The 24,369-nt window shown below is 62.2% G+C and carries 19 protein-coding genes; 1 reads left to right on the top strand and 18 read right to left on the bottom strand.

Translation table 11 applies throughout. The features are described 5' to 3' along the window. Positions 1-23: 23 nt before the first annotated feature. The 11 genes from NBH21_RS22040 to NBH21_RS21985 form a co-directional block, all read right to left on the bottom strand. Positions 24-1,334 (bottom strand): HlyD family type I secretion periplasmic adaptor subunit, encoded by a 1,311-nt coding sequence (locus NBH21_RS22040; RefSeq protein WP_250915093.1) that lies wholly within the window; start codon positions 1,332-1,334, stop codon positions 24-26. Then, entirely contained in the window at positions 1,321-3,162 is a 1,842-nt protein-coding gene (locus NBH21_RS22035; RefSeq protein WP_425340466.1) for a type I secretion system permease/ATPase, read from the bottom strand. The genes NBH21_RS22040 and NBH21_RS22035 overlap by 14 nt, the downstream gene beginning before the upstream one ends. Before the next feature lie 13 nt (positions 3,163-3,175). Further along, entirely contained in the window at positions 3,176-3,919 is a 744-nt protein-coding gene (locus tag NBH21_RS22030; protein WP_250915092.1) for a hypothetical protein, read from the bottom strand. A 125-nt stretch (positions 3,920-4,044) separates the two neighbouring features. Continuing rightward, a complete protein-coding gene (locus NBH21_RS22025) occupies positions 4,045-6,867 on the bottom strand; it encodes a TonB-dependent receptor (protein WP_250915091.1) in 2,823 nt (940 codons plus the stop codon). Between the two features lie 136 nt (positions 6,868-7,003). Then, the gene (locus NBH21_RS22020) at positions 7,004-8,008 is read right to left on the bottom strand and encodes a FecR family protein (RefSeq protein ID WP_250915090.1); all 1,005 of its coding nucleotides are present in this window, start codon (positions 8,006-8,008) and stop codon (positions 7,004-7,006) included. 119 nt (positions 8,009-8,127) lie between these two features. Next, positions 8,128-8,670, bottom strand: a complete 543-nt coding sequence (locus tag NBH21_RS22015) for an RNA polymerase sigma factor (protein ID WP_250915089.1) — start codon at positions 8,668-8,670, stop codon at positions 8,128-8,130. Further along, a complete protein-coding gene (locus tag NBH21_RS22010; protein WP_250915088.1) occupies positions 8,667-8,891 on the bottom strand; it encodes a hypothetical protein in 225 nt (74 codons plus the stop codon). Before NBH21_RS22010 ends, NBH21_RS22015 begins: the two co-directional genes overlap by 4 nt. A gap of 265 nt (positions 8,892-9,156) precedes the next feature. Continuing rightward, positions 9,157-10,284, bottom strand: coding sequence for an NAD(P)/FAD-dependent oxidoreductase (locus tag NBH21_RS22005; RefSeq protein WP_250915087.1), 1,128 nt, complete (start codon positions 10,282-10,284; stop codon positions 9,157-9,159). A 46-nt stretch (positions 10,285-10,330) separates the two neighbouring features. Next, positions 10,331-11,338: a Gfo/Idh/MocA family protein gene (locus NBH21_RS22000; RefSeq protein ID WP_250915086.1), complete on the bottom strand. Its 1,008-nt coding sequence runs from the start codon at positions 11,336-11,338 to the stop codon at positions 10,331-10,333. Positions 11,339-11,398: 60 nt separating this feature from the next. Continuing rightward, positions 11,399-12,916 carry an amino acid ABC transporter permease/ATP-binding protein gene (locus tag NBH21_RS26125; RefSeq protein ID WP_280924990.1) on the bottom strand — a complete coding sequence of 506 codons (1,518 nt, stop codon included), beginning with the start codon at positions 12,914-12,916 and terminating at the stop codon, positions 11,399-11,401. 67 nt (positions 12,917-12,983) lie between these two features. Next, complete coding sequence (locus NBH21_RS21985; protein WP_425340467.1) at positions 12,984-13,778, bottom strand: ABC transporter substrate-binding protein; 795 nt, start codon at positions 13,776-13,778, stop codon at positions 12,984-12,986. 269 nt (positions 13,779-14,047) lie between these two features. Between NBH21_RS21985 and NBH21_RS21980 the strand changes: the two genes are divergently transcribed. Next, entirely contained in the window at positions 14,048-15,127 is a 1,080-nt protein-coding gene (locus NBH21_RS21980; protein WP_250915084.1) for a LacI family DNA-binding transcriptional regulator, read from the top strand. Positions 15,128-15,177: 50 nt separating this feature from the next. Here the strand turns inward: NBH21_RS21980 and NBH21_RS21975 are convergent, their stop codons facing one another. Genes NBH21_RS21975 through hypF form a run of 7 tightly spaced genes read right to left on the bottom strand, consistent with a single transcriptional unit; the run spans position 15,178 to position 24,369 of the window. Continuing rightward, positions 15,178-16,548 (bottom strand): sensor histidine kinase, encoded by a 1,371-nt coding sequence (locus NBH21_RS21975; protein ID WP_250915083.1) that lies wholly within the window; start codon positions 16,546-16,548, stop codon positions 15,178-15,180. Continuing rightward, positions 16,532-17,986, bottom strand: coding sequence for a sigma-54-dependent transcriptional regulator (locus NBH21_RS21970; RefSeq protein ID WP_250915082.1), 1,455 nt, complete (start codon positions 17,984-17,986; stop codon positions 16,532-16,534). The genes NBH21_RS21975 and NBH21_RS21970 overlap by 17 nt, the downstream gene beginning before the upstream one ends. Then, the gene (locus NBH21_RS21965; RefSeq protein WP_250915081.1) at positions 17,983-19,668 is read right to left on the bottom strand and encodes an enoyl-CoA hydratase-related protein; all 1,686 of its coding nucleotides are present in this window, start codon (positions 19,666-19,668) and stop codon (positions 17,983-17,985) included. The genes NBH21_RS21970 and NBH21_RS21965 overlap by 4 nt, the downstream gene beginning before the upstream one ends. 3 nt (positions 19,669-19,671) lie before the next feature. After that, a complete protein-coding gene (gene hypE / locus NBH21_RS21960) occupies positions 19,672-20,724 on the bottom strand; it encodes a hydrogenase expression/formation protein HypE (RefSeq protein ID WP_250915080.1) in 1,053 nt (350 codons plus the stop codon). Continuing rightward, entirely contained in the window at positions 20,721-21,878 is a 1,158-nt protein-coding gene (gene hypD, locus NBH21_RS21955; protein WP_250915079.1) for a hydrogenase formation protein HypD, read from the bottom strand. The genes hypE and hypD overlap by 4 nt, the downstream gene beginning before the upstream one ends. Then, on the bottom strand, positions 21,875-22,102 hold the full coding sequence (locus NBH21_RS21950; RefSeq protein ID WP_250915078.1) for a HypC/HybG/HupF family hydrogenase formation chaperone: 228 nt from the start codon (positions 22,100-22,102) through the stop codon (positions 21,875-21,877). The genes hypD and NBH21_RS21950 overlap by 4 nt, the downstream gene beginning before the upstream one ends. Then, positions 22,093-24,369: a carbamoyltransferase HypF gene (hypF, locus tag NBH21_RS21945; protein ID WP_250915077.1), complete on the bottom strand. Its 2,277-nt coding sequence runs from the start codon at positions 24,367-24,369 to the stop codon at positions 22,093-22,095. The genes NBH21_RS21950 and hypF overlap by 10 nt, the downstream gene beginning before the upstream one ends.

Genomic DNA, 24,369 nt, shown 5'->3' with positions numbered 1-24,369 from the left:
TGATGAAATGGATGGCATTGCCGTCATTCCTCCCGGAATGCCCGGTTAATCTGGTCTTCGATCGGTTTGACGAGATAGGAAAGCGCCGTGCGGTCTCCGGTCCTGATCATCGCCTCGGCCGGCATCCCCGGCACCAGCGCCAGACCGCCAAGCTTCTGCAATTCCTCGTGCTCCACAGTGAGCCGGACAAGGTAATAGGACAGGCCGCTTTTCTCATCGGTCGAAAGATCCGCCGCAACGCGGCCGACACGGCCGTTGAGCTCAGGGGTTGTCCGTTGACTGAAAGCGGAAAGGCGCAGGACGGCCTTCTGTCCGGGATGCACCTGATCGATGTCCTTGGGCTGGATGCGCACATCGAGCGCCAGATCGTCACCCTCCGGTACGATCAGCATGATCGGATCGCCGGGGGCGACGACCCCTCCGACGGTATGCACGGCAAGCTGATGGACCGTACCGGATTGCGGCGCGACGATATCGATCCGCTTCAGATCGTCCTCGGCCGCCGCCTTGCGTTCGATAAACTCACCGATCTGTCCCTGTATCTCTCGAAGTTCCTGGCCGACTTCCGTCTTGAGGTCCTGCTCGATCTGCAGGATCTGCAGCCGCGTCTCGGTGATCCGGCCTTCCGCCTGCGCCTGATAGGCGATCTTCTCGCCGCGCTCGCCGCCGAAGGTCGCCGCCTGCGTGCGCAGACTGTTCAACCGCTGAACCGAGACCACGCCCTTTTCGCGCAGATCCTCCTGCGAGACGATCTCCGACCGCAGGACTTCGAGACCATCGGCATAAGCAACTTCCTGGGCCTTCAGCCCCTCGATCTCGTGCTCATATTGAGCGATGCGTTCGCCAAGCTGGGCCCGCTTTCCGTCCCGCGCCGCCTTGCGGAATTCGAACAGCCGCGTCTCGCTGCGGATCGCGGATGCCACATCCGCATTGTCCTGCCGCGCAAGCAACTGGTCCGGAAAGACGATTGTCTCGACATCGTCACGCTCAGCCTCGAGCCGCGCCAGCCGTGCCGTCAATTCGTCGAACCGTTTCGTAACGATGGCGAGACTTGCGCGGGTCTGGGTCGCGTCGAGGCGCATGACGACGTCTCCCGCCCTCACCCTCGCGCCTTCCTGCACGAGGATTTCGCCGACCACGCCGCCCTTCGGGTGCTGCACCTTCTTGACGTAGGAATCGACGACGAAGGAACCGGAGGCGACGACAGCACCGGCCAGTTCCGTCGTCGCCGCCCACCCGCCGGCACCCCCGACGAGGGCAAGGCCGATGGCCAGCCCGGCCACCAGATGGCGGCGGATCGAACGCATGACATGATCGTCGTTAGTGGCGGACATCGGCATCCTCCGTCTGCTGTTCGGTTTGCGATTCATCCGCCGGCTCCGCCCGCTTGGCGACCACCCGCAAGGGCTTGAGCGCCTGGGCTGTCACCGGAAAACCCTTCACGGTTGGCAGCACAGACGCGGACGGCATCTTGAGTACCTGCGCAAACACCTCGTCACGCGGCCCGAATGCCTTCTGCCGCCCGTTTTCCATGACGAGAACCTGATCCACCACGCCGAGCGCACTCGGACGGTGAGCAACCACCACGGCAATGCCGCCCCGGCTGCGCACGCCGGCGATTGCCTGCACCACGGCAGCTTCGCCCTCGGCATCGAGGTTGGCGTTGGGCTCGTCGAGCACCACAAGGAAGGGGTCTCTAAACAGCGCGCGGGCAAGCCCGATCCGCTGGCGCTGCCCAGCCGATAGTGACGAGCCACCCTCGCCGATGCGCGTGTCGTAGCCAATGTCGAACTTCAGGATAAGTTCGTGAGCACCGGCCGCCTTTGCCGCGGCAACGATGGCTTCGGGTTCGGCATTGTCCTCGAAGCGAGCGATATTTTCGGCGATCGTGCCATCGAAGAGTTCGACACCCTGCGGCAGATAGCCGATGTGACGGCCGAGTTCTTCCCGATCCCACTGGTCGAGGCTTGCGCCATCGAGGCGAACCTTCCCGGTTGCGGGGGTCCATGCGCCGACCAGCACGCGGGACAAGGTCGATTTGCCAGAACCGGAAGGCCCAATGATGCCAAGCGCGCTGCCCTTCTGAATGGTGAAGCCAACCTGCGTGACGGTCGGCTTTCGCTCCCCCGGCGGCAGGATGGCGAGGTTCTCCACCCGCAACTCCTGCTGTGGCGCTGGCAGAGCCATCACTGGCGGCCCATCCGGGATCTTCGACAGCAGTTCCCGAAGGCGGGACCAACCCTGCCGTGCCATCAGGAACGACTTCCAGTTGGCGATGGCGAGATCGACGGGCGCAAGGGCACGGCCCATCATGATGGAACTGGCGATAATCACGCCGCCCGTCGCCTGCTGCTCGACCACCAGCCATGCGCCGACAGCGAGTATGCCCGACTGGAGCATGACCCGCATCGCCTTCGACAATCCGCCAAGCCCTCCGGCGACATCACCGGCCTTGCGGTTTGCTGCGAGATAAGCCTCGTTGGCGACACGCCATCGGCTCGCCATACGGCCGGAAAACCCCATGGCGGCAACCACTTCCGCATTCCGCCGCGTGCTCTCCAGAAGGGCGTTGCGAGCCATGTTCTGCGCTATGGTTTCGCGGACCCATTTCTGCGAAAGCCCGTTGGCAAGAATGGTCAGGAGAACGAGCAGGATCGCTCCGACCAGTGCGGTGACGCCGATCCAGAAATGGAAGAGAAAGCAGATCCCGAGATAGAGCGGTATCCACGGCAGATCGAAGAAAGCGGTCGGTCCGGCACCGGACAGGAAGCCCCGCACGCTATCGAGATCCCGCAGAGGTTGAAGCCCGTCGCCCGGCATGCGGGTCAGGAGCGGCAACCGCACCACGGCATCATGGACACGGCCGGAGAGCTTGTTGTCGAAGTGCTCCCCGATCCTGAGCAGCACCCGCGCGCGCAGGATATCGAGCGCTGCCTGGAACAGATAGAGCCCGGCCGCCAGCACGGACAGACCCACCAGCGTCGGTACGCTGCCGCTCGAAAGCACCCGGTCATAGACCTGAAGCATGAACAGGGGCGAGGTCAGCGTCAGAACGTTGACGACACCACTGATGAGGGCGATCGCAACAAGCGATTGCCTCAGCGGCGAGACGACCGCCGCTGTCAGAGACAGCGGCGGCGTATATGTCGGTTTCCTCAGCACGTCGGCGCCGTCATCAAGCGGCCAGCGCCGGAGCGAAGATGAAGTCGCTCACGTCGAGAACGCTGGAGCTGACACCGACGAGCGTGATGCCGACGGATGCGTCGGTGACCGAGCCGATGACCGCATAGCCGTCGGTATCGTCATACCAGTAGATATCGTCGACCGAGCTGGCGCCCCATGCCGATACGTCCAGCGTATCCGTTCCGTCCTGGTATCCATAGGTGCCGGCAGGGCCCGCCTTGACCGTGTCCACACCACCGGAGAAGACGAAGGTGTCAGCACCGGAGAAGCCGACGAGAACGTTGGAGGCGGTGGTGTCTTCGATAACGGTGCCGACTTCGCCGAGGTAGTCGTAGAAGCTGGAAAGCGAGCCGTTGACCGTCAGATCATAGATCGCCCAATCGAAGGAATCCTGACCGGCGCCCGGGATCGTGCTGTCAGGCGTGATCACGAGTTCGGCCGAGACGCTGAAGCCGCTGGCGTTCGACTGGCTGAAGCCGCTGCCGAGCGTGATCGTGTCGACAGTGCCCGTCAGGTTACCGCGGGCATACTGGACCTCGCCCTCAAGGTAGATGCCCTTGCTGCCGGCGGTGCCGTTGCCCCACTGCTCATAGGTCGTGCCAGCCACGGGGTTGGTCACAAGGCCTGCGCCCTCGTCCCAGAACGCGCCGTAGCTCGTCTGGAAACCGCTGGTCCAACTTGTCAGGTAAGCTTCCAGATTGGAAGAAGCCGAAGTGAGTTCAATGATTGCAGCCATTTGTCTGCTCCTCGGATGGGTGTTGCAAAATGCCGGATCTCAGCCCGGACAGTGCTCCCCGGACAAAACCGCCACGGTTTCGGGGAGACTGCGTTGCATCGGAAAGTCATCGCGGATTTCTTGCATCAGAACCTCATGTTGAGAGATGCCAGGAAGGTTCTCCCCGGCGCTGTGTAGGAGCTGGTCGCCGGGATGTAGTTGCGGTCCGTCACGTTGTTGACGGCCAGTCTGAGCGTGGCGCTGTCCGTCAGCGCGTAGGAAGCATAGACGTCGGCCACGGTGTAGGGATCAGTGACCTCCCTGAGGTTGCCGTCGTCATCAAGAGTCCGGCTTTGGGTCGGCGTGACATGCGTCAGGCGACCACCGATGGAGAGACGATTTTCAAAGAACCTCAGGCCCGCGTCAAGCGTGACCTTGAACCTTGGAGCCACCGCACCCGAGGTAGCGAAGACTTCGCCATCGGTCGTGACGGTGCCGTTGGAGAAGACCTGTGTCTTTTCGGGCCACTCCGTATCGAGGAAGGTCATGGAGCCGCCGAGCCAGAAACGGTCGGCATTGTAGTTCCCTTCCAGCTCGACGCCACGCATCGTGGTGGTGCCGTCATAATTGACGAAACCGTAGTAGCTCCTGTCGGTCACACCCGGGGTCAGGATGGAGCCAAGGACGATGTAATCGTCCACTTCGCGATAGAAGGCGGTGGCCTTCAGCCGCAGGGAGTCGCCATCCTGCAAGACATCATCCAGGAGGATATTGGCGCCGATTTCGGCAGTACGCGCCCTTTCCGGCTTCAGCCACTCATTGGGCGCGAAAATCGTGCCCGGTGCACCTTCGCCCGGAGTACCGCCGGAGAAGAAGGTTTCGAGAATGGTCGGCGGACGGAAGCTGTGGGAATAGGTGACGAAGGGACGGAACCAGTCGGTGGGTTTGAACTCGATACTCGCCGAGGGCAGCCACGCATCGTCTGTGCGGTTGATGTCCATCTCGTAGGAAGGATAGTCGACGGTGGTAACGATCTCGCCCGGGATCCACTGCCCCGTGCGATACCAACTGCCGTTAACGATTTCTCCACCACCATTCAATGTTGCGCAGGCGCTGGCGATATTGCGCACATTGCAGAGCATTGTCAGGGTGTTGTAAGTGCTCGCGCCCGCCGATCCCAGCGACAGCAGAAAGTCGCGATAGACCGAAACGGCGGTCGCCACGCGCGAGGTATCGGTGGTGGTCGAGCGACGCGTGTAATAGGTCGACGTTCCCTGCAACCTCGACCAGTCATAGCGTAGTCCAGCCCGCAGGGTGACCCAATCCGTCGGCTCCAACGCTCCGTTGATGAATAGGCTCGCCATATCGCGCCGCCCGTCCGGGCTGAAAGATGTATAGTTGCTGGCCCAGTCGGGATTGAGAGCGATGGTCGCGCTTGAGGCGCTGGAAGCCGCGATATCGCGAAACGCCTCGACGCCGTAGTTGACGCTGAGCGCACCGGCCTGCGTATCGAAGCGGCTGGTATTTTCCAGCGAGCCGCCGAAGCTCTTCAGCCCGGCATCGATGAAGGTATCGGGCGTGCCGTTGCTGCGAGCCTCGCGCGTTTCCTTCGTCATGGAATCGTTGAACCAGAACCGACCGGTGAAATCGATCAGTTCGCTTTCCGGATCCCACTTGAGTTCCGCCGAAACGCTGTCGTTGCGCGCGTCCTCGAAGTTGCGGCTGGTGCCGCCGGAGGAGCCGTAGAGGAACTCGTTTTCCTGATGCATCCAGGAGAGCGAGGTCTGGACGTCTCCGAAATCGCCCTCGATCTTCGCCAGGGAAGACCAGCTCTCGCGACCGAGCTGGTTCTTCATCGTGTCTTCCGTGGTTGTCGCATCACCGTTGCCGCCGATCTCGTATTCCCCGAGTTTGGTACGGCTGTAACCGCCGGTCACGGAGAACGGCGTATCGCCGAGATGGGCAGACCCGAGGATCGAACCCTGGAAGTCATAGGCGTTGTTGCCGCGCGCGGCATTCAGCTCCACGCCCCATTTCTTGCCGTCCTTGATCAGGTCTTCGGCACCCACCGTGCGGAAATCGACCGAACCACCAAGTGAACCGACATTGCCTGATGAAGCATCGGTGCTTTTTTCCACCTCGACCGAGCGGATGAAGGCCGTATCGACATAGGCCTGCCCGGAATCCGACTGGTAGCCGCCATCGCTCCCGCCAAAGCCCAGACCGCGTTGCGCGTTCTGCCGCGCGCCGTCGATCGAAACCACGACGCGCCCGGCATCCTGAAGACCGCGGATGTTAGGGGATACCGTAGGGAAGCTGCCATTACCTTCGCCCGCATAGACGCCGGAAATGTTGTTGAACAGGTCGCGCGTATTGCGGCCCCCGCTGCCCCGGATAGCCTCGCGCGAAACGACGCTGACCGATGCCGGTTCCTGATAAACCCAGTCGGGCGTGCCCTGATAACCGGAGCCGGTGGCGACATAGCGCCCCGTCTTTCCGGAAATGACGATTGGCGCAAGGACGGTGTCATCACCCGTTTCGACGGCACCCGCGTCGCCATCGTTCGCGGTCTGCGGACCGGTAACGATGACGGTCCCTTCCGCCGTGATACGGTAGGAGATACCCGTCCCCTGCATCATCAGTGCAAGGGCCTGCTGCGGCGTGAAAAAGCCGACCACGGCATTCGAACGCAAGCCCTTGGGGACCTCCGTCGGAAAAGCCACCTGAAAACCGGACTGCCGTCCGAACTGCGTCAGCGCGCCGGTCAGCGGCTGGGACAGAATGTTGAAGGAACGGGCTCCTGGCTGCGCAGGCACCTGCGGCTGCGCAGTCTGTGCAAAAGATGCTCCGGCAAGAAAGACCGGTACGCCCGATAATGCACACACTGCCACGCCGACAAGCAACCGGGACGTCACTGCTGCCAGCGCCTTGCCCCCTGCCGCCCCTGTTACCCTACCCCCGATACGCATTCCGCTTTCCGTCTCCGATCATGCCCGCCAGACGTCATGTCCTGCGCTTTCATGAGTAGAGACGAGCGGCTCAGAAAAATTGCCAAAATGACTCAAGTTTTTTCGAAATTTTTCGCCGGATCGCGGAAATAATAAATCAGAGTCTTGAAATCACACGGGAAAGCGGCGTTACTGCACGCACCTTGCCGCCGAAGGGACCGACGATAGCGGTCAGCGCCTTGTCGGGATCGGCAAGATCGAAGAGACCGCTGATCCGGCGTTCGGCAAGCCCGCTATCCGGAATGACGATCCAGGCCGGGTGATAGCGCTGCACGATCTCGATCGCTTCGCGCACGGTCGCGCCTTCGAGCAGGATCTTTCCATCCCGCCACGCGCCGATATCCTCAAGGGCGATGTCCCTGACCGTAACCTTGCCATCGGCGTGATCGATGACAGCAACCTGACCCGGATGGAGAACGACGGGAGCGTCATCGCTTCTCGTCATCTCCGCACGGATCGAGCCGCGCAACAGGGCAACGGTGGTGGAAGCACTGGAGACCTGAACATCGAAGGCGGTTCCAAGCACCGTCACCTCGATGCCGTCGGCATCGACAAGAAACGGCCGTCCCTCGTCATGGGCGACATCGAAGAATGCGGCGCCGGCAAGCAACTTGACACGGCGCTCGCCGGAAGCAATCTGCGTGGAAATGGCGCTGCTGCCGCTGAGTTCGACCGTCGAGCCATCCGCCATGCGGACGAGTTCCGTCTGGCCCGCCGCCGTGCGGTAATCGGAACGCAAGTCGATCAGCATCCCCGGCACTAACACCCAGAGAAGACAGATGGCTGCAAGGGCGGAAACGGCAAGGGCAAACGGCCGGCGCGGCAGCCGTCGGACAATCCGATGCGAGCGGCGCGAGGGTGAAACCGTCCTATCAGACGCAGCAACGGCCCAGTTTCTATCGGCATAGGCGGGTTGAGCCGCGCCGAGAACGTTCCAGGCCTGATTGACGCTCGCCCAGGCGGACTGATGATCCGGCGACGTGGACACCCAGGCATCGAATTCCAACCGCAGGGGAGAACCCTCCGGAACACCGCGCAGCCGGAGGATCCAGCGTGTCGCCTCGCCGAGCAGTTCCCTCTCTGTCCTTGCCTTGCTGCCCAACGTCGTTCCCCTTGCGGGCTCCTTAAGTCTTTCCAACGGCCTGGCCGAAAAATACAGCCGTTGCTCCCGTTTCATCGTTCAGGTCCGTGCCAGCGGCAGCGAACTTCATGCTTGTCATATTAGGGCTTTCTCCCGTGGGGAGGAAGATCGTCCGTATCCTGCTGCAGACGAGTGGTCACCGCGATCATCGCGTCCTCTACCAACCGATAGGCGGTACGAAGCGAAACGCCGAGATGGGCAGCAACGTCCTCGGCGGAATACCCGCCGAACCTGACCATCTCCAATGCAATGCGCTGTTTTTCCGGCAGGCTGGCAATCATGTCCATGGCGCGGCGCATACCCTCGCAAAACAAAACGGATTCCTCCGGCGTCGGCATGGCCTGCGGCGCCGCCCAGTCCGGAGCGTCCTGCTCGCTCTGCTTCGCCTCCAGCTTCCGCCTGCGATGCCGGTCGATCACCAGATTGCGAACGATGCGAAACAGATAGGACCTCGGCGGCAAGGCCGCCTCCCCGCGCGATGTCGCCGGCAGGAACCGCAGGAAGGCTTCCTGCACGATGTCCTCCGCGCCCTCACGCGTGCCGAGCAGACGGCTCGCATAGTCGATCAGCACAGGGCGATGGGCCATGTACAGGCCGAAATGAAGATCGGGCCGTTCGTTCATCCGGCATTTTCCCAGATAGCACTCAAACTCGTCTTCCTGCCCAACAAACGCCGGCGCACGCCCCTGACATCAGAGGCACCCCAGCCCAATCCTTCGAAATCCGAACCGCCGCCACGGCCGCCATCTCCGTCCTGCAACAGACCCCACAGACATGCCGCCGGTCGTTTCCTGTCGACCGCGAACGAATAGGCGGCAGAAAAATCCTTGGCAATACCAAGCATTTACAGGGGGTTCGGGCGCATGACGCGTGACTGGAATTAAACTAGACTTATTTTATCATATTTATCAATACATTCGCGCCAATGGCAAGAGTGCCTCGCCAGACGAACAAGTCAGCCACATTTTTTTGGCGCACATTCAACTTTCCGTGATTCCGAAATGGGAACATCGGTGCAAACGCAAAGCGCCATCCCGACCGCTGGACCGGGATGGCGCTACGAGTATCGAGCCGACGCTTCAGAGCCGCGCGTTGCTAATGCTAAGTTGTCAGGAGGCCTTGGCAAACCGTTCCGGACGGAAGGTGGCAAGCATCGGATGACGGGCACCGGTTGCCATTTCATAGGCGACCAGTTCGCCGACGATCAGGCCGAGCGTCGCACCGCTGTGGCTGAAGGCCACAAAGCAACCCGGAACGCCCTGCAATTCTCCAAGCACCGGCTCCCCGTCGCCCGGGATCGGCTTCGGACCGGCTCCATAAGAGGCGACCTCCAGAACCGGATTGCCTTCCATCACCTTGGAGGCTTCGGTCAGCAATCCCTGCAATGTCTCGGGCTTCACGAAGAGCGACCCGTCCGCCTTCACCTCGACCTCCTCGGCTGCCCAGTCCGCATCGAGCGAGAAGGTACCGTTCGGCGCGGGACGAACCGCAACGCGGGGAGTGTTCAACACGGCACGCAGCGGATGGTCGAGGGGCTTGGTCTGGATCAGCAGGGCAATCGGCGTTCCATCGCCGATAGTCGCGCCGATATCGGAAGCCATTCGCGGAACCGCCGGCCCGGTCGCGATCAGTACGGCGTCCGCTTCGAACCGCTTGCCGGAAGCCGTCACGGCTCCGATCGCGCAACCGCCTTCCACCAGTGGCGACGCAGCACCCTGATCCGTGACCAGAACGCCGCCGAGCGCCGAGAACTCCTTAAGGAGATGGTCAATCAGGATTGGCAGGTCGACCCAGCCCTCGCCGGGATTGAAGATTGCGCCCTGCGGCGTGATCGCCCGGCCGTCGATGCCGGGAGTGACCTTGGCGATATCCGAACCCTGAACATGCAGCGCGTCATAGGCCAGCGATATCTCGTAACGATAGGCGGCGTCGATCTCGTTGCCGGCGCCGTCCGCGTCCCAGGTGAGGCCGCCCTCGAAGCGCAGCCAGTCCACATCGGGCAGCTTCGCCGACAGCGTGCGGTAACGATCGACACCGGCCATGCGCAGGCGATGATATTCCTCCGAGCGCATGCGGGCGGAGTTCAGCCACGAAAGCGAGCGTCCGGATGCGCCATTGGCTGGTGGGCCATCATTGATGATAGTCACCTTCACGCCCCGGCGGGCAAGCTGGGTCGCGGTGGAAACGCCGAAAATACCGGCGCCGATGATGACTGCTGAGGAAATCTTGTTTGTCATGGTCTTGTCTTCTCGTCTGACGGATCAAAAATGTCGTTGGATGTAATCAGGGGGTTTCCCACAGCCCGGTGCGGGCCGAACGGAACAGCGCGTCGATCGCCTTCATGTTGGCGACGGCATCGTCTAGGCCCGTTTGCAGCGGCTCGCCCGTAAGAACGGCATGCGCAAAGGCATCCGCCTGAAGGCGATACTGGTCGACAGGCTCGATCACGATTTCCTCCCGCCCGCCGCCGGTAAGATCACGGCCGTCATCGACTGCAATGACTGTCTCGGCATCCGCCGGCGCGTTGAACGGAATGGCGATCTCGATGCGCCCGTTCGTCCCGAGAATGGTGACCTTCTGGGTCAAAGCGAGCTGGGTCGAACAGGTGAACGCAAGCTGCCGGCCTTCGGGAAATGCCAGCAGGCCACTCGTCAGCCGGTCGGTGCCGAAACGGCTGTCCCGATCCATCAGCGCGACGGCGCGTTGCGGCTCCGTGCCGAAAATGTAGCGCGCGGTATTCACCGCGCAGCAGCCGACATCATAGAGCCCGCCGCCGCCGATCTCGGCCTGGTTGCGCACATTCTGCGGATCGTCGAGGAAGTAGGAGAATATCGTCTGGATGACGCGAACCTCGCCGATCCGGCCTTCGTTCACCAGCACCCGAACTCTCTGCCATTGCGGATGATGGCGAACCATGAAGGCCTCCGCCACCGGCAGGCCCGACGCCTTCTGCGCCTCGACGAGCGAGAGCGCGCCATCCGCCGACAAGGCGACCGGCTTCTCGCACAGCACGGGCTTGCCCGCCTTCAGGGCCGCAACCGTCATCGGCACATGCAGATGATTGGGCAGGGGATTATAGATGGCATCGATCTCGGGATCGGCAAGCAGCTCCTCATAGCTGCCATGGACCTTGGGAATGCCGAATTTCGCCGCGACATCCGCAGCTTTGTCCGGCGAGCGGGAGGCAATGGCCTGCACCCTTCCAAACTGGCTTGTCTGGATGGCGGGGATGACAGCTTTCACCGCGATGCCCGCGGCACCCAGCACCCCCCATCTTATCGTCTGTGTCACTCTGCACCTTCCTTCATGCAATTTTCCATGCGATCACGGGCCTTCATGCGGGCGGCGGGATCAGAGCACTTCCGCCAGGAAGCGCTGGAGACGCGGGCTCTGCGGGCTGTCGAAGATCGCTTCGGGCGTTCCCGCCTCCACGACGCGGCCTTCGTCCATGAACACCACCTGATCGGCCACGCGCCGTGCGAAGCCCATCTCATGGGTGACCACCACCATGGTCATGCCGCGCTGGCCGAGATCAGCCATCAGGTTGAGGACGCCCTTCACCAGTTCAGGATCGAGCGCGCTCGTTACCTCGTCGAAAAGGATGACTTCGGGTTCCATGGCGAGCGCCCGGGCAATGGCCACGCGCTGCTGCTGACCACCGGACAGACCGCTGGGACGATGATGCTGGCGGCTTGCCAGCCCGACATCGGCCAGCCGTGCCTTGGCGATGCGCTCGGCTTCTTCCTTCGGCATCCCCTTGATCTTGGTGAGCGACAGCATGACGTTTTCGAGCGCCGTATGGTCCGGGAAGAGATTGAAATGCTGGAACACCATGCCGACCCGGCGGCGAAGCTTTTCCGGCTTCATGGCAAGAATGCTCTCGCCATCCAGCAACACGTCGCCGGCCTTCGGCTCGACCAGACGATTGAGGCAGCGCAGCAGCGTCGACTTGCCCGAACCGGAGGGTCCGATGATGCAGGTCACGGAACCCGGGCGCACCGAAAGGTCGACACCCTTCAGCACATCCAGTTCGCCATAGGCCATGCCGAGGTTCTTCACATCGAGGCTTCCGCCCTTGAAGCCCGCCCCGGATTTCGGATCGGCGCGTTTTGCGCCATCGAGTTCATCGACCTCCTCGAGACCGCTTGAGACGCTCGACGGCTTCTGCTTGCCGAGCCGCAGGCGCGTGTCGATCATGTTGACGACATGGGTCAACGGCACGGTGATGACGAGATAGAAAATACCCGCGAGCAGAAGCGGCGAAAGATTGCCGGTGACGACGGCATGGTCCTGCCCGACGCGGAAGATTTCGCGCTCGGAGGCCAGGAGACCGAGAAAATAGACAAGGCTCGAATCCTTGACGTTGCCAATGAACTGGTTGACCAGCGCCGGCAGCACCCGTCGCACACCTTGGGGCACGACGATCAGCTTCATGCCCTGACCATAGCTCATGCTCAGCGCGCGGCAGGCTTCCATCTGGCCGCGGTCGACGCTCTGGATGCCCGAACGGAAGATTTCGCCGATATATGCGCCCGCAATCAGGCTGAGCGCCATGATCCCCAGCGGATAGGGCGACGGCCCGAACAATTCGCGGCCGATGCGGGCAAAACCCTGACCGATCAGGAGGATCGTGACGATGGCCGGGAGGCCCCGAAAGATATCGGTATAGACACGCGCCGGAATACGCAGCCACGGTGAACGGGAAATACCCATGATCGCCAGCACCATGCCGATGATCACGCCGAAGACGGTGGAGGCGGCAGCGAGGATCAGGGTGTTCTTCAGGCCGACCGCGATCATGGTCGGCAGCACCTCGGCCATCGCGTTCCAGTCGAGGAAACTGCGACGCAGATTTTCAAGCCAGTTCATCAAGCTCTTCCTTGAAATGCGGGGCCCGGCGGCAGGCCGCCGGGCCGAACGGGATCACTTGGCGGGTTTACTTGGGAAGATATTCAGCCGGCATCGGCGAGCCGGGGAACCATTTCTCGTAAAGGGTCTTCCAGGTCCCATCCTGCATGGCTTCGTGCAGACCCTTGTTCAGGGCTTCCCGGAAGGCGTCGTTGCCCTTGCGGATCACGAAACCGGCCGGAGCGTCAAAGCTCGGAATGTTGACGGTAACCTTCAGATCCGTATAGCGGGCGGTATAGTCCTTGGCCGCCTCGTAATCGAGGAAGTGAGCGTCGATCGTACCATTGTTGAGAGCAACGACGGCAGAGTTGTTGTCGGGGAACTTGACCAGATCGGCGCCGGTGAAGTTCTTCTGGGCATAGATTTCCTGCAGCGTGCCCTGCACGACGCCGAGGCGCTTGCCTTTCAGCCCTTCAGCGTCGGTGATCTTGGCATCCGGCGTCAGCACCGAGAGATAGCCGGCCAGATAACCGTCGGAAAAGTCGATGGTCTGCTTGCGCTTTTCGGTAGTGCCGATCGCGGCAACCGCAACATCGAAACGGCCGTTCGCGACGGAAGGCATCAGCGCCGAGAATTCCTGACCGGTGAATACAACCTGATCCTTCTTGTAGCCGATGCGTTCGGCGACGTTGAGGAACAGTTCGATATCGAAGCCGGTAAAGTTGCCGTCAGCGGTGGTAAACGTATAGGGCTTGGCATCGCCCATCGTGCCGACGCTGATGATCTTAGAATCGATCAGGCCATAGGGATTGTCTTCCGCGAGTGCCGTCGCGGCCGTAACGCCTGTAAAGGATAGAGCCAGCGCGAGCATGGCAGCGCGCATCCGGCCTATCGGAGAAGATGTGTTTTCGAAAAGTTTCATGTGCTCGTTCTCCTGCTCTGGTGGTCTCGTTTGCGACGGTTTTGGGCGCAAGGGTCCCATCCGGACGGTGACCGAGGTCAACCGTCCAGCCCATGCTCGTCGCATATGCCGGGGATTCCGTTTTGATTATGAGACCGGTCTCTTTTTAGTTTGAGACCGGTCTCTTTCAGTTTTGACAATTGTTATATTCGCATTTGCCAGTCGTCAATATCTCTTGTAAGGCTAATGTCATGGAACAGAGTCCAGCCAGATCTTCCTCCGTTACGGTCGCCGATGTCGCTCGCGAGGCGGGCGTTTCGAAGGCAACCGCGGCGCGTGTTCTGGGAGGCTACGGTACAGTCAGCGCCAAGGTCCGCGAGGCGGTGAAGGCTGCTGCCAGCGCACTCGATTATCGCCCGAATGAACTCGCCCGCAGCATGACCACCGGACGCTCCGGAACCATCGGCGTCGTCGTCGGCGATATCGAAAACCCGTTCTTCAGCCTTGCCGTGCGCGGCATCACCGATGTCGCCCGCCTCGCCGGCTTCAACGTCATCCTGTCCAATTCCGGAGAAGACGTCGCCGCGGAAAAGGCGGCGATCCGCACGCTGGTCGCCAAGCGCGTCGATGGCATCATCGTCTCTCCGGCGAAGGAAGGCGATGTCGAACATCTGAAAGATATCGAACGTTCCGGCCGCCCGCTTGCCCTGCTGGATCGCTCGGCACCATCCCTGAACGTCGACACCGTCATTGCGGACGACATGCAGGCGGCGGAGGGCATAACCAGACTGCTGATCGGGCGCGGACATCGCCGCATCGCCTACGTCACGGCCTGCGACACCCCGGACCATGTGTTTCATTCGCTGGACGACATCTATACCGACTCCGTCCGGCGCCGCATCGAGGGGCATCTCGGCGCCTGTCGCGAGGCATCGCTGACCAGCATGGAGGAATGGGTGCGTGTCGGAGCCAACAGCCCCGAGGCAACACGTCGGACCGTGCTGAACATGCTGCAATCGGCGGAACGGCCGAGCGCCATCATCGCTTCCGACAGCGTGATCGGCCTTGAAGTCTTCAAGGTCGCGCGTGAACTGGGCCTCACCCTGCCGGACGACCTTTCGCTGGTGTCCTTTCACGACGCCGACTGGACATCCGTCACTTCACCACCGGTGACCGTCGTGCAACAGCCCGTCTACCAGCTTGGGGAAGCCGCCGCCACGCTGCTGGTGGAACGGTTGAACGGAGAAGTTGGCGAAGGCCGCAGGGTCGTGCTGCAGACACGGCTCATCGAGCGCGCATCCGTGGGCGCTGCCCCCTCATCCGGTTCGTAAGGGAAAAATCCCGCTCGACGGGAGAAAACCGCATATCCAATCCGTACTGCCTATCGCGCGAGCGGTAGAAGCACATGAAATTCGGCACCGCCCGCCTCGTTGTTGCGCACGGTGATCTCGCCGTTATAGTCCTGCACGATGGTGAACGTGATCCAGAGCCCCAGGCCCGTTCCCTCGCCGACATCCTTGGTCGTGAAGAAGGGTTCAAAAACCTTGTTCATCTCGGTTTCCGCAATACCCGGACCATTGTCGCTGACCACGATCTCGACGGAATCCCCGCGCTGCCTTGTGGAGATGTCCACCCGCCCGTTCTGCCGGTCGGCAACGGCATCCAGCGCATTGGCGATCAGGTTGACGAGAACCTGATGGATCTGCCCTTCATGGGCATCGACGAAGAGGTTGGCATCGCTGTCGATCGAGACTTCCGCCATCGCATTCTTGGCCCGCACGGCAAGATGCGTGGAGTTACGCAGCACCCTGTCGAGATCGACTGCATGGCGCTCGCCCGTCTCGCTGAACGAGAGACGCCTGAGATTCTTGACGATCTCGCTGACCCGGTCGGCGCCCTCCAGAGTGCCTTCGAGAAGCGGCGCGATGTCTGAGAGGATACTGTCGATCTTGAGCCCACGCCTGAGGTCCGCAATCTCATCGTCTCCGGCACCCTGATGCACTGCATCGAGATAAGAGACGAGGTTCTTGCGATAACGGTCGAGCGTGTAGATGTTGGCGTAGACGAAGCTGATCGGATTGTTGAGCTCGTGAGCGACACCGGCAACGAGCCGGCCGAGGCTTGCCATCTTCTCCTGCTCGATCAGCTTGCGCTGCGCCGTCTGCAATTCGAGATGCGCCTGATGCAGCGCCTGATAGGCTTGCCTGAGTTCGCTGATCGGCCGCCCCGTCAGCACCGCACCAAGACGCCGCCGCCGGCTGTCGAAAAGAGCGGCGCAACGCATGGCGAGGCATTCCTCGCGATCCGCCGCCGCCCTGAAATGCAGGTCGCCTTCCAGAACCCGGCCTTGCTGCCCCGCGCTCATCAGCCTTTCAGCTTCCTTGCGATCGGCCTCGATCACGTAATCGAAGATGCGGGTGCCGATCACCTTCGCTTCTTCCATGCCGACCAGAGTGAGAAATGCCGGATTGACCTTATGGATCACGCCATCGCGACCGCAGGCAATGAGAATATCCGAAACGGAAGCGACGACGCTCGAAATGAAGGTCTGCGCCTCCTCGAGTTCGGCATTCTTGCGCTCAAGATCCGTCTCGTTGCGCAGGAGTTCGGAATAGACCTCCTCCATGCGGTGAATGACATCCACCCACATGGCTTCGCCCGAGCCATCAAGCGCAAAGACGCTGGGCAGCGAGACTTTTCCGGCGAGGTCTTCGCCGGCGGGACGGTCCGTCTTGTCAATCACTTTCGTCATCGCGATAACGCCTGAGGTCGTACCGCTCGATTTTGCTTCTTAGCCCGACGCGTGACAAGCCCAGTTCCTCGGCGGTACGACTGATATTGCCGTCATGGCGTGCGAGGCTTGCCTCGATCGCCGCCTTTTCGACCTCCTCCACCATGTCCTTGAGCAGCCGCAGACCGCCATCCGGGGTCTGTGTGGCCGTCACCTCGCCGTTGCGGATGGCCGGCGACAGAAGCTCGGGTGGCAGCGGTTCATTGCCGTCGGAAAGCACGGTCATCCGCTGGATCTCGTTCTGCAGTTCGCGCACGTTGCCCGGCCAGGAATAGGAGGTCATCAGGTCGAGTGTACGCGGATGGAAACCCGCCACCTGCCGGTTGAACGACTGGTTGACCTGCGTGAGGATCCGGCCCGCAAGGGCGGGAATGTCCTCGATCCGGTCGCTAAGCGCCGGCATATGGATCGGAAAGGCCGCCAGCCGATAGTAGAGGTCACGGCGAAAGCGTCCGGCCGCAACCTCGGCCAGCAAATCGCGGTTGGTGGCAGAGATAACCCGAACATTGACCTTGCGCGGCCGCTGCGCGCCGAGCGGCCGGATTTCGCCCTCCTGCAGAACACGCAGCAGCTTCACCTGAAAGGCCGGCGAGGTCTCCCCGATCTCATCGAGAAAGATCGTGCCATTGTCAGCGAGTTCGAAAAGCCCGATGCGATCCTGATAGGCGCCGGTATAGGCTCCCTTCTTGCAGCCGAAGAGTTCGCTTTCGAGAAGCTCGTCAGGCAGCGCGCCGCAATTCTCAACCACAAATGTCTTGTCGGCGCGGGCGGATTCCTGATGGATGGCGCGCGCCAGCAGCTCCTTGCCGGTCCCCGATGCACCTGTAACGAGCACCGAAACGTCATAGCGCGCCGCCCGTCTTGCAAGCGCGATGGAGTTGACCAGCGGACTGTCAGCGCGATGAACGATCCGGTCGAAGCTAAAGGATTGCGCCTGATTGCGGCGGCGGTCGCTGATGACCTTCTGCAACGCCTCGCTCGCGGGCTTCACCTCGATGCGCATGTCGGTGACTTCATGCTGCAGGCGCCAGAGATTGGCGCTCTCGCGCACGCAGGCGATCAGCTTGTCGGGGCTCCACGGCTTGGTGATATATTGGTAGATGCCAGCATTGTTGACGCCCTCGATGATATCGCCACTATCGGTATATCCCGAGATGATGATGCGGATCGTATCCGGCCATAGCTCGCGCACCCGCTTCAGGAAGTCGACACCGGATTCGCCGGGCATGCGCTGGTCACACAGGATCACCTGCACCATCTCGCCTTCAAGTACCTCCTCCGCCTCCTTGGCGTTACGAGCGCCGATCACCTCGAACTCGTCGGAGAGCACCCGCTGGATCGCTTCGATCGAACGAACCTCGTCATCCACGACAAGGACGGTTGCGTGCGGGTTTGTCATGTGATGCTCCTCCTGCGGTCCACGCCATTCCTCCCGGCACGATGTATAGCGAGTGTCACCGGCGTGCGCGACTTCGGCGTTTTGCGGATGAAATTGTGCCGCGCCACGTGATAGCTCGGATCAAAGCCATAGAAATTCCGCCGCATGCGCTGCAACTCCTCTGCGCGATAGGCAGAAAGCGGCTTGTCGGCCTCGTCACGAAGCCGGCGTTTGCGCTTGGCGGCGATACGGTCAGCCAGATCCGGCGATGCGGCGAGTTCGATTGCCGCCCGGCGAAGCTCCGCAACAGCAGATGAAACATCTACGGGAAGGCGTCGCGTCACGAGACCGAGTTCCAGCGCCTCGTCTATCCCCATCGGCAGCCGCGCCTGCGTGACGCGCCGGGCACGCTCCTCCCCGACGCGGGCAGGCAGAAGATAGGTCCAGTATTCGGAGCCGTAGAGATTTCCCATATCCTTGTAGTGCGGATTGAGGACCACGCCTTCGCGGATCCAGACTTCATCGGCGGCAAGCGACAGGAAAACGCCGCCGGCGCCGGCATTGCCGATAACTGCCGCGATCACCAGCCGGTCGTCCGAGACGATGATCTCCCGCACCAGGTCGTTCATGGCATTGATGTTGCACCAGGATTCGTCGGCAGCACTTGCGGCGTTTTCGATGAGACCGAGATGGATACCGTTCGACCAGCAATCGGCATCGCCCTGCAGGACGAGCACCGGCAAGGCCCGCGTCTTTGCGGTCGCGACTGCTTCACGCAGAGCCTCACAATCCTCCGAAGACATGGCACCATTGTAGAAGCGAAAATCGAGAAACCCGACGCCACCCTCTTCGTGATAGCGGCAGTTCTCCGGTCCCGCGATAACGGGCAGGTCCCGCGCATCTTCACCGAGCAATGCCAGCGCCGGCAGTTTGAGGCTGCCCGATTCCGCCCTGCGAAAATGGCCTATCCAGAGCCCCCCCTCCCGGAACGCAACGGCCACGGCCTGCCGACAGCGTCCGACAAGCGCACCGGGCGCGCCTGAAAGGCCCGACGCAAGACTGGCGTCGAAAGACAGAAACGCCTCCGAGCCTATTGTCAGCCAGGCGCCCGGATCACCATCCGAAGCATGGATAATGCGAAGCGCTTCCTCCGCCGTCTGCGTGAAGGGGTCGAGCATCCGGTCCGCCCTGCGGCAGGCGGGGCGCTCGCGCCCTCCGCCCCAGTTTGCCGGCATCTCCGCGCCCTCCTGCCGCTCCAACCGGCCGATGGCTTCGAAGGCACAGGCGACGGCGGCCTCCGTCACCTCATGTCGATAGATGCTCGACTTGCGCGCAAGCCGCATCGGAAATTCCCGCCACGCCCAGACGGGGCCGGCATCCATTTCCTCCCGCGCTTCGATCAGCGTCACGCCCCAGCGCTCCTCGCCATCGAGGATTGCCCAGTCCAGCGCACTCGGTCCCTTGTCACCGCGAATACCGGGATGAACGATGAGACAGAGGGTCCGCCGCCAGACATCTGTCGGGATCGCCCGCTTCAGGAAAGGCGCGACGATGACATCAGGCGAAAACAGCGAGACAGCCTCACGGGTCAGGTCGTCATGCACATCCAGCTCCACAGACACCTCATGCCCCGCCCGACGCAGATCGACATGCAGGCGCTGGGACAATGAATTGAAGCTATGACAGAGAAGCAGGATGCGCATCGTTCAGCAGATCCGCGGCAGCTGCTCGCCGGACAGCCAGTCGACAATCCGGCCGCCGCCGAAGCTGGTCGCCATCTGCACGAAGCAATGATCGTCGGCCACGGCATGGCCGATCAGTGCGGCTTCCTCCCCCAGAGGATGCGCCCGCATGGCGGCAAGCACCGCCTCGATACCCTCCGGCGCAACGACGACCACGAGCTTGCCCTCATTGGCGACGTTCAGCGGATCGAGCCCAAGAAACTCGCAGGCCGCCGCAACCTCCGGCTTCAGCGGAATGGCTTCCTCATCGATATGGAAACCGAGCTTCGACTGATGCGCGATTTCGTTCAGCGTCGCGGCAATGCCGCCACGGGTGGGATCGCGCATCAGGCGGATATGCTGGCCGCTGGCCTCGACCATTGTAGCTACGAGGCCGTGCAACGCCGCACTGTCGGAGACGATGTCGGTATCGAATTCCAGGTTCTCGCGCTTCGACATGACGGCAACGCCATGGTCGCCGATCGAGCCCGAGACGATCACCGCATCGCCCGGCCGCGCCGCATCCGAACGCAGGTCAAGACCGGCCGGAACCATGCCGACGCCGGCGGTCGAGATGAAGACACCATCGGCCTTGCCACGCTCCACCACCTTGGTATCGCCGGTAATGATCGGAACCCCGGCTTCGCGCGAGGCAGCCCCCATGCTTTCGGCGATGCGCTCCAGATCGGCGAGCGGAAAGCCTTCCTCGATGATGAAGCTCGCGGAGAGATAAAGAGGCACGGCACCGGCCATGGCGACGTCGTTGATCGTGCCATGCACGGCAAGCGTACCGATATTGCCGCCCGGAAAGAACAGCGGCGAGACGACATAGCCGTCGGTGGTCATCACCATGCGGCCAGCCGCTACGGTGAAGGCCGACTGGTCGTTTCCGGCCCTCAGCCATTCATTGTCAAAGGCCTTGTGAAAGATGCCCTCGATCAATTGCCCCATCGCCCGGCCGCCCGCGCCATGCGAAAGATCCACCCGGCCATTGGTAATGTCGAGCTTACGCTTATAGGCTTTGATCGCCACATTCATGCCACTGCCCTCCCCTCATCCTGCGTGCGCGCCTTCTCCCGGAAGCGCCCATAGGTCCAGTGCGCGGCACAGGCACCCTCCGAAGACACCATGCAGGACCCCATCGGCGTATCCGGCGTGCAGACCGTACCGAACAGCTTGCAATCCGCCGGTTTCTTCACCCCGCGCAGGATCGCTCCACACTCGCAGGCAGGATTGTCCTTGGCGGCAGGCGTCACCATCGAGAACCGCTTCTCGGCATCGTATTGGGCATATTCCGGCCTGAGACGCAACGCGCCATAGGGCACTTCACCAAGGCCACGCCATTCGAAGCTTTCGCGCAGTTCGAAGAACCTCGCCACCTCGTTCTGCGCCTTCTCGTTGCCGAGCGCCGTGACGGCACGGATATACTGGTTTTCCACTTCGTGCCGGCCGTCATTGACCTGATGCACCAGCATCAGGATCGCCTGGATGACGTCGAGCGGTTCGAAGCCCGCGACCACCACCGGCTTCTGGAATTCCTCGGCGAAGAATTCGTAAGGCTCGGTGCCGATCACCGTGCTCACATGGGCGGGACCGATGAAGCCATCGATCTTGATCGTGCCGAGCTTGCGCACATCGGGGCTCTCCAGAATGTTCTGGATCGCCGCCGGCGTCAGCACGTGGTTGCAGAAGATCGAGAAGTTGGGAAGCCGCTTTGCAATCGCCGCCCTGAGCGCCAGCGCCGTTGGCGGCGTCGTGGTCTCGAAGCCGATGGCGAAGAACACGACTTCCCGATTGGGCTCGGCTTCCGCGATCTTCAGCGCATCGAGGGTGGAATAGACCATGCGGATGTCGGCGCCGGCAGCCTTCGCCTTCAACAGGCTGGAGCCGTTGGACCCCGGCACCCGCATCAGGTCGCCATAGGTGCAGAGCGTGATTTCCGGACGCATGGCAAGCGCAATCGCCGCATCGATGCGACCGATCGGCAGAACGCAGACGGGACAGCCCGGCCCGTGGATCATCCGCACATTGGCGGGCAGCAGGTCTTCGAGGCCGTAGCGGGAGATCGCATGGGTATGCCCCCCGCAGAATTCCATGAAATGGTAGGAACGCGCAGGGTCCACGGCTGCGGCGATCTGCCGGGCGATATCCTTGGCGAGTCTGCCGTCGCGATATTCATCGATGTATTTCATGCTGCGTCTCCCATCGCCGCTTCGCGCAGGAGCGCAAGCGTCCTCTCCGCTTCCTCCGGGTCGATCTTCGCCAGAGCGTAACCGACATGCAGCACCAGATAATCGCCGGGCTTCACATCATCGACGAGCGCGATGGACACGATCTTCGTGACGCCGTCGAGCGTCACCTTCGCCATGTCATCGGGCAGGATTTCCTTGACCTGAACCGGTATCGCTAGGCACATGTCCGGCCTCCTTCCAATTTCATCTGTTCATTCATGATGACCTGTCGCGCATAGGCCGCCTGACCGAGCGCTATGCCGCCGTCATTGGCGGGCGCAAGGCGTGGCAGATATGGCTCGAGGCCGTGGTTTCGAAGTGTTCGTGCAAGCCCGCTTGCGAGAATGCGGTTCATCATGCATCCGCCGCCAAGCGCGACCTGCCGGATGCCGAGGCGGTTCGCGCCAGCGGCGGCCCATTCAGAAAGACCCGCAATCAGCGTGCCATGGAAAAGATCGGCAGCCTCGGCCGGGCCGGGCCGCTGTTCCGCCAGATGCAGCATGAGCGAGCGGAAATCGAGGACACCATCACGGATGGCATAACCACCCTCAAGCGGACCCGGTTCGCGGACCAGCGCCTCGAACTCCATCGCCGCCTGCCCTTCATAGCTCTGGACGAGGCGCACATCCGCAATCGCCGAAGCAGCGTCGAAGAGACGGCCAAGGCTCGTCGTTCGAGGCGGTTGCATGCCACGGGCAAACATCGAGACCAACTGTGAAACGCCGGAATGTCCAGGCCAGAGTTCGCTCGCCAGATCGGCGCGGCCAGCCTCGACGAGAGCAGAGACACCCATTCGCCATGGCTCGCGCGCCGCCTTGTCTCCGCCCGGCAGAGGCAAGGGCGAAAGCGATCCCTCGCGATCCCACTTGTAACCATCGACTATGAGCATCTCGCCGCCCCAGGCCGTTCCGTCAGTGCCGAAACCGTGGCCATCCAGCGCAAGCCCGAGAACCGGGCCTGACAGACGATGTTCGGCGGCAACGGCCGCAACATGGGCAAGATGGTGCTGGACCGGGATTACCGGCAGGTCGAGGCTTTCGGCCATCCGCACCGAGCGGAAATCCGGGTGCAGATCGCAGACCGCATAATTCGGCTTCACGTCGAGGATGGAACAGAGCTGCGCAATTGCCTCATTCTGGAAACGGATCGCCTCGGCATTGTCGAGACCGCCGACATGCTGGGAGAGAAACGCCTCGCGCCCGCGCGTCACGCAGACGGTATTCTTCAGGTCGGCTCCCGTTGCGATCACCGACGGTCCGTCCTCACCGAGATCGACCGGCTCCGGCACGAACCCGCGCGCACGGCGGACAAAGGCCGGCGCGCCGTCGATCACCTGCATCACGGAATCATCTGCGCGCACGGCAATATCGCGGTCGTGCGTAACGATCAGGTCAGCGATGGCGGCGAGACGACGTTCGGCACCGACATTGTCAGCAACCAGCGGCTCGCCGCCGGGATTGGCGCTGGTAGCGACCAGCGCTGCGGGACGAACAGTATCCATCGAAGCCAGCGCATCGAACAGCAGATGATGAACCGGCGCGTAAGCAAGCATCACCCCGATCCGGCTGAGCCTCGGCGCAAGCAGAGGCGAAAGCTCGGCTGCACGCGCCTCCACCAGCACCACCGGCCGGGCAGCTGAGATCAGCAATGCTTCCTCGGCTTCGCTCAGATCGCAAAGCTTTCGCACCGCTTCGATATCGGCAACCATCACGGCAAAGGGCTTCTCGTCGCGCGCCTTGCGCTGGCGAAGCGTTGCGACCGCTGCGTCATTGCGGGCGTCGCAGACGAGATGAAATCCGCCGATCCCCTTGAGCGCAACGATCCCGCCAGCCTCGATGGCAGCCGCAACGTCCACTATCGGGTGGCTGAGCCTCGGACCGCAAGCGGGACAGGCGACCGGCTCGGCATGAAAACGCCGGTTTTCCGGATCGGCATAATCCGCAGCACAGGCAGGACACATGGCAAAAGGCGCCATCGACGTCTGGGCACGGTCATAGGGAAGCGCCCGTGTAATGGTGAATCTTGGGCCGCAATGGGTGCAGTTGACGAAGGCATAGCCGAAGAAGCGGCTTGACGGATCCCTCAGTTCATCGAGGCATTCGGCGCAGGTCGCGGCATCGGCGCCGATGCGGGTGACCGTGCGGCCGGCAAGGCTTTCCAGTATCTCGAAGCCCTCGCCACCAGCCGGCATCAGCTCCATCACCTCGACGGCGTCGATACGGGCAAGCGGCGGCGCCTTGCTTCGCATCGCTTCGGCAAAGCCCGTGGCATCGGCACCCTCGATCTCGATCAGCACGCCGGCGCTGTCGTTCAGCACGAAGCCGGAAAGCCCCATGCTGCGCGCAAGCCTGTAGGCGAAGGGCCGGAAGCCCACGCCCTGAACCACGCCGCGCACCCTGAGCCGCAACCGGCGAACCGGGCTTTCCAGAGATCGTACGAGCGCAGTCGTCAT

The organism is Ciceribacter sichuanensis (genome assembly GCF_024055605.1).
In the GTDB taxonomy this organism is placed as follows: Bacteria; Pseudomonadota; Alphaproteobacteria; order Rhizobiales; family Rhizobiaceae; genus Allorhizobium; species Allorhizobium sichuanense.
This window is presented reverse-complemented; position numbering and strand designations above follow the sequence as displayed.